Below are 6759 nucleotides of genomic sequence, written 5' to 3' on the forward strand. Positions count from 1 at the left end.
ATATCACCTCCAAATAAATACTATAGTTCTTGATGCCATTCATAAAGTTTTTGCATCGCTTCAATGGGTGTCATTTGATTAATATTCAACGAACGTAAATCATCCATAATAGATTGAATATTATCTGGTACCTTTTCTTGTACTAATTCAACTTCTCGCTCAGCGAATAAATCTAATTGGACTGCCCCAGATTCACGTAAGTTTTTCGCATTGGATTCAAGTTCAACTAAAATTTCTTGACTCTCTTCTAAGACGCTCTCTGGTAAGCCAGCTAGTTTAGCTACGTGGATACCGTAACTTTTATCTGCCGGTCCATCCAGCACTTTATGTAAGAAAATTAAATTTCCTTCGTATTCTTGCGCGCCAACGTGAATATTTTTTACTTCATCAATCGACTTATCTAATTCAGTTAGTTCATGATAGTGAGTTGAGAATATAGTCAGTGCTTTAACGTTTTTTGCGATGTATTTAATAATCGCTTCAGCTAAAGCCATCCCATCAAAGGTCGCTGTTCCACGTCCTATCTCATCAAATAATAGTAAACTATTCTCTGTCGCTTCTTCTAAAGCCACATTCGTCTCCATCATCTCAACCATGAATGTACTTTGACCACTCGTCGTGTCATCTGAACTTCCAATACGTGTAAAGATTTTGTCTACGATTGGCAGTTTTGCTCGTTTAGCCGGAACAAAACAACCGATTTGGTTTAAAATAATACAAAATGCAATTTGGCGCATAAATGTACTTTTACCAGACATGTTAGGCCCAGTCAGTAAGAATAAAGATCGATCATCATCTGCCGATAACGAATTAGGTACAAAATTGGCTTTCCCAATTAAACTTTCGACAACTGGATGCCGTGAGTCTTCTAATTCAATTCTTTTAGCTTCATGGGTTAATTCCGCTCGCACATAGTCTTCGGACTCACTAATATTAGCAAAGTTGACTAAGACATCGAGTGTAGCTACTTCATGAGCAAGTTCTTGTAAGCCGCTCACATATTTGGCTACATGTTCTCTCAGTGCAATAAATAAATCATACTCTAAAGACGTTGATTTCTCTTGGGCCCCAAGAATAGTAGCTTCAATTTCTTTCAGTTCTTCAGTAATATATCGCTCGGCATTTGTCAGCGTTTGTTTACGAATATAACGGTCATCATTAAAGTTCGCCGCTTGAAGTCGGCTAATTTCTATATAATAGCCAAATACTTTATTGTAACCGACTTTTAACGTTTTAAGGCCTGTCTGTTCACGTTCTCTCTTTTGTAGCTCTGAGAGCCATTTTTGGCCGTTTTCCAAGGCGTCTCTATATGTATCTAATTGTTCATTGACCTTGTCTTTTATAATATTTCCTTCAGTGATTGAAATGGGAGGATCATCCACTAATACTGAATCGACGTATTCTAATAATGGTTTATATTCATCTAATAATTTAAAAGGCGTACTATTGACATCATGAGCTAAATGATTGTTAATGACTTCTAATATTTTGTTGATTCTAGGAATACCTTGTAATGAATTACGTAATTGATTTAAATCACGTGCTGTCGCATTTCCTAAACTGATTTTCGTTACGAGTCGTTCTAAATCATAGATTTGGCTCAAACTGTCCATTAAATCCACACGTTCAAAATAAAAGCCCATTAAGTTTTCAACTTTTTGATGACGATCACTTAAATCATTCATATCAAGCAAAGGTTTATCTAACCATTGATGTAATTTACGACCACCCATGGCAGTTTTAGTTTTATCAATCAAGTCGAGTAAAGAACCTTTTTTCTTTTGCGAACGTAATGAGCGAGTCAATTCTAATTGTGACTTCGCATAGTAGTTCATTTGCATATATGAACTTAGTTCATAACGCTCGACTTCTTTAATATGCTCTAAATTAGTAATATAAATACTTTCTAAATAGCCATAAAGCATATTTAAGTTTATTAATTCATCATTGGTTGGTTCAGCTATCTTCCATGAATGTGTTAATTCATGACTACTTTCGAATAAAGTAAAAAAACTACCTAAATGTTGTTTTAATTTCTCTAATAATTCAGTATCAATCTTGGAATCAACGATCACCTCTGAAGGGTTAATTCCTTTGACTTCGTTTACTAATTGATTCCAGATAGTCGTTTTGGTTAAATATAATTCCCCTGTCGAGATATCAATGTAGCTTAAATAATAACCATTATCACCGATATGGATACATGCAAGATAATTGTTCTCTTTTGTTGGTATCGCATCATCTTCAAGAATTGTCCCAGGTGTCACCACTCTGACGACTTCTCTTTTGACCATCCCTTTTGCTTGTTTAGGGTCTTCCATTTGTTCACAAATCGCGACTTTATAACCTGCTTCAATTAGGCGTTTTATATATTCTGTGGATGAGTGATATGGAACCCCGCACATTGGTATCGGATTATCAGCATTTTTATTTCTGGATGTTAAAGTGATTTCTAATATTTTCGATGCTTGGATTGCGTCCTCATGAAATAACTCATAAAAATCCCCTAAACGATAAAATAAGAATGCATCCGGATAACTTTCTTTAATCTTTAAATATTGTTCCATCATTGGCGTTTGTTTCGTCTTTTTTGCCATTTACATCTTCCTATCTAATTTGCTGACAAATTGTTTTAATTGATTTTGCTAATCCTGTTGATGGATTGATATCGATGACAACTGCACTAATAACAGCTTCATTCGAAATTTCTTGTTCTAATCGCGTTGGCAATTGGCTTGTAAAGCGTCGAATGGAATCCTCCTTACGGAAACCAATCACACTATTTAAAGCACCTGTCATGCCGACATCTGATATATAAGCTGTCCCTTGTGGAAGGACTCTGCCATCATTTGTTTGAACATGTGTATGTGTCCCTACAAGTGCAGAGATTTGCCCATCAAATAAAAAGCCCATCGCTTGTTTTTCGCTCGTTGTTTCACCATGAAAATCAATAAAAATATGGTTTGTTCTTTTCTTAACCGTTTCAATTAACGGCTTTAAGTAATTAAATGCATCGAGTGAAGGCTTCATAAATACATTCCCTATGACGTTAATAATAGCCAATTCCTTATCATTCACTCTAACATAGTGAACACCTTTACCTGGTGTTCCTTCTGGCATATTGACCGGGCGCACTAAACACTTTGCGTCTGAAATGAATTCGTAAATATTTCGATTATCAAATGCGTGATTTCCTAGTGTAATCGCATCTACTCCAGATGACATTAGCCATTTATAAAGTGTTTCTGTAATTCCATGTCCGTCTGCAATGTTTTCACCATTTGCAATCGTAACTTGTGGTTTGTGTTCTTGTTTCAGTTGAGTTAAATATTTTTTTATTGCCTCTTGCCCACTTACTCCAACAATGTCGCCTATAAATAATATTTTCATGCGAGTCCTCTTTCCAGTTAATCTTACCTAGTATCATATCAATATTTCCATGTAAAATAAAGCCGACAGTATTATCCGACTTCTTCTGATTATTGCTTTATATTTATCGTTTTTAGCTTTTAAAAATACATTAATACCAAAAAAATAAACTACGAGCATTAACGCTCGTAGTTTTAACTCAATTATTTGGCATATTCGACAGATCTTGTTTCGCGAATTACCGTTACTTTAATGTTTCCTGGATAATTCATCTCAGACTCGACACGTTTTCGAATGTCATGAGCCACCTTAGCCGCTTGTGCGTCATTGATTTTGTCTGGTCTAACTGCTACTCTGACTTCTCGTCCAGCTTGAATTGCATAAGCATGAGAGACACCATCAAAACTTGTTGAAATTTCTTCCAATTGTTCAAGTCGACGTATATAATTCTCAAGTGATTCACTTCTAGCACCAGGTCTTGCTGCAGAAAATGCATCTGCTAAAGCAACTAACACTGATATCATTGAAGTTGGTTGAGTATCTCCATGATGGGAAGCAATTGCGTTAATAATAACGTCTGATTCTTTATAACGTTTTGCAATCTCTGTCCCAATCTCAACGTGTGTACCTTCGATTTCATTATCTAATGCTTTACCTAAATCATGTAGTAAACCAGCTCGTTTAGCTACGACAACGTCTTCACCTAATTCACCCGCCATATAGCTCGTTAATTTAGCTACTTCGATTGAATGTTTTAGGACGTTTTGACCATAACTAGTTCGATAAGCTAGTCGACCAATGATTTTAATCAAGTCTGGATGCAGTGAATGAATGCCTAATTCAAATGTAGCTTCTTCACCGACTTCTCGAATTTTTTCATCAACTTCTTTTCTAGCTCTTTCAACCATCTCTTCAATACGAGCAGGATGAATTCGTCCATCTTGGATTAATTTTTCTAAAGCAATTTTTGCAATTTGGCGTCGGATTGGATCAAATCCACTTAATACGACAGTATCTGGTGTATCATCAATAATTAAATCGATACCAGTTAAGCTTTCGAATGTTCGAATATTTCTACCTTCTCTACCTATAATACGACCTTTCATATCGTCGTTAGGTAATTGAACAACACTCACTGAATTGTCTGTGACAATATCGGTTGATGTTCTTTGAATTGCTTGTAGTATAATATTCTTCGCATTACGGTCTGCTTCGTCTTTAGCTTGTTGCTCTGCATCACGAACCATTATTGCTATGTCTTGAGTTAAACCATCTTTTGTTTCGTCAATAATTAACTCTCTTGCATCGTCTCGAGACAATGCTGCGACACGTTCTAATTCATCTTTTTGTTGTTGAATTATTTCATTCACTCTTGCTTCTTTATCAGTAACACTTTGTAGTCGTTTGTTCAAATCATCTTCTTTAGATTCAATATTTAATTCTCTTTTGTCTAAATTATTACTTTTTTGATCTAAATTTTCTTCTTTTTGAATTAAACGATTCTCGGATCTACTGACTTCATTGCGACGCTCTTTTAATTCCGCCTCAATCTCATTACGGTACTTTAGATTTTCTTCCTTCGCTTCGAATAGCGCTTCTCGTTTAAGATTTTGAGCTTGTTTAATTGCATCGTCAACAATGACTTCAGCATTTGCTTTCGCACCCTCAATACGTTTATTGTCTGACACTTTTTTGATTAAAAAGCCGATTATAATTCCAACTATTAAAGCAACGATCGCGAAGGCGATTGACATAAAGTCCATATGAGTCACCTCCTGATCTATGTAATTTTAAAGTATTCATTTTAGTGTTAAAATTAAATAAAATAAATAGTGTGCAACCACACATACTATCATATGACTATTTTGTCAATTAGTCAATCAATCACAATTATAAAATATAGATATTTTCAAATTATTTTCTAATAGAAATCTCGGAGTAGGTGCTCAGGTCTATGAATGCTTAACTTTGAAGCTACCTGATGTAAATCGCTTACTATATTTTTTAGTTTATAAAATATTATTTAATTATTTTTCCTCGGAACTATCTAAGGGGATTATTCTTATGATTAAATTAAAGACCAGCCAGCCTGCTATAAAGTATAACAGGCTAACTGGTCTAAATTATTGAAATTAATTATCTATTATTATTCTTCGCTATCTAAAGGTAATTCAGTGCTTTCTTCTACTTTTTCTTCGTTAGCTTTTTCTTCTTTAACTTCTTTTGGTGTGAAGTAGTGCTCACGCACTTGAGCTTCAACAACTTCTAGAATATCTGGATTCTCTTCTAAGAATGTTTTCGCATTCTCTCGTCCTTGTCCGATTCGCTCTTCACCATAAGAATACCAAGAACCTGCTTTTTTAATGATTTCTAAATCAGCAGCAATATCAACGAGTTCTCCAATTTTAGAAATCCCTTTACCATAGATAATATCTACCATTGCTTCTTTAAATGGAGGGGCTACTTTATTCTTAACTACTTTAATGCGCGTTCTATTCCCTACAAAGTTTCCGCTATCTTTAATTGATTCCGCACGTCTGACTTCTAAACGAACTGATGAATAGAATTTAAGTGCACGTCCACCAGGCGTTGTTTCAGGGTTTCCGAACATAACACCCACTTTTTCACGAATTTGGTTAATGAAAAAGGCAATTGTTTTTGTTTTACTAATTGAACCGGATAATTTTCTCAATGCTTGAGACATTAAACGAGCTTGAAGACCAATATGAGTATCACCCATCTCACCTTCAATTTCAGCTCTTGGAACTAATGCTGCAACAGAGTCAATAACAACGATATCAATGGCTCCAGATGATACTAATGCATCCGCAATTTCTAAGGCTTGCTCCCCTGTATCTGGTTGAGAAAGTAATAATTCCTCTACATCGACACCTAAATTTGCTGCGTAATCTGGATCTAATGCATGCTCAGCATCAATGAAGGCAGCTAAGCCTCCATTTTTTTGAACTTCTGCAATAGCATGTAGTGCAACTGTTGTCTTACCAGATGATTCTGGTCCGTAACATTCAATTATACGTCCTCTTGGGTATCCACCGACACCTAAGGCAATATCTAATTGTAAAGATCCAGTTGGTACAGTTGAAATACGTGTATCCGTACGATCTCCAAGACGCATAATTGCACCTTTACCAAAGTTTTTTTCAATTCCCTTTAATGCTAAGTCTAGCGCTTTTCTTCTATCTTTATCTACCATTACTTGTGCCTCCATTTCATTTCTATTACATTGTAGCTTTACTTTTATCGTTTTGCAAGCAAAAAACGAACATATGTTCTATTTATTTAAAAATTCTTTTACTAAGTTTGATTTGTCAATTTAAGCTAGAAATAATTTAACTCTGATACATTCTCAATAAAGACCTCCAACGGCGT

General features: G+C 35.2%; 4 protein-coding genes. All 4 read right to left on the reverse strand.

Going from position 1 to position 6759, the window contains the following annotated elements:
* Positions 1 to 20: 20 nt before the first annotated feature.
* The gene (gene mutS, locus ACFO5Y_RS04915) at positions 21 to 2597 is read right to left on the reverse strand and encodes a DNA mismatch repair protein MutS (protein ID WP_197103257.1); all 2577 of its coding nucleotides are present in this window, start codon (positions 2595 to 2597) and stop codon (positions 21 to 23) included.
* A gap of 10 nt (positions 2598 to 2607) precedes the next feature.
* Positions 2608 to 3390 carry a TIGR00282 family metallophosphoesterase gene (locus ACFO5Y_RS04920; protein ID WP_197103255.1) on the reverse strand — a complete coding sequence of 261 codons (783 nt, stop codon included), beginning with the start codon at positions 3388 to 3390 and terminating at the stop codon, positions 2608 to 2610.
* A gap of 182 nt (positions 3391 to 3572) precedes the next feature.
* On the reverse strand, positions 3573 to 5132 hold the full coding sequence (gene rny, locus ACFO5Y_RS04925) for a ribonuclease Y (protein ID WP_197103253.1): 1560 nt from the start codon (positions 5130 to 5132) through the stop codon (positions 3573 to 3575).
* Between the two features lie 383 nt (positions 5133 to 5515).
* Positions 5516 to 6583: a recombinase RecA gene (recA, locus tag ACFO5Y_RS04930; RefSeq protein WP_138403694.1), complete on the reverse strand. Its 1068-nt coding sequence runs from the start codon at positions 6581 to 6583 to the stop codon at positions 5516 to 5518.
* Positions 6584 to 6759 lie beyond the last annotated feature (176 nt).

Origin of the sequence: Ruoffia tabacinasalis (assembly GCF_042652985.1) — a bacterium.
In the GTDB taxonomy this organism is placed as follows: domain Bacteria; phylum Bacillota; class Bacilli; order Lactobacillales; family Aerococcaceae; genus Ruoffia; species Ruoffia tabacinasalis.